At 43.6% G+C, this 546-nt stretch carries 1 pseudogene; it reads left to right on the forward strand.

From position 1 onward, the window contains the following. Positions 1–25 precede the first annotated feature (25 nt). Positions 26–546 (forward strand): annotated as a pseudogene (locus HC175_RS17005) (metalloprotease); the annotation flags it as partial.

A 546-nucleotide genomic window follows, 5' to 3' on the forward strand; every position in this document is an offset into this window, starting at 1 on the left:
CTGGCAGGTTCACAGTCATAAGAACATGAATGATCTCTTTATTCCTAAACTGGAACTGGATATAAAATTGACGGTACCTGTGAACCTCGCTCCTATTTCGGCCCTGAAAATTGAAAGCATGAAGGTGGAAGACGGTAAAAAAGTTGTTCATCTTACAGGCAGTGAAAGAATAGATACAGAGCTGCAACTAACCAAAGAGGTGATCTATGAGGATTATGGGGCGGAGAGTGTCAATGTTCTCACCAACATTTCAGATGACGGGTTAAATCCTGCCATGAAATCTTTTTTTGTTTCCCGGGTTATGGATTTCCTTCAGGAGAACCTGGGCAGTTATCCCCACCGGTACCTGCTGTCTACTCAGGAAGATTATGCTTCTAATCCTGTGTATGGACTTAACCAGCTTCCGAAGTTTTTGCGGCCTTTCCCCGAAGGCTTCGGGTATGAATTGAAGCAGTTAAAAACCCTCACCGGAAATTACCTGGAAAATACATTGATGCTCAACCCCAGGAAAGATAAATGGGTCTATGATGGCATCCAGGTTTACCT

The organism is Salinimicrobium oceani (assembly GCF_012037645.1).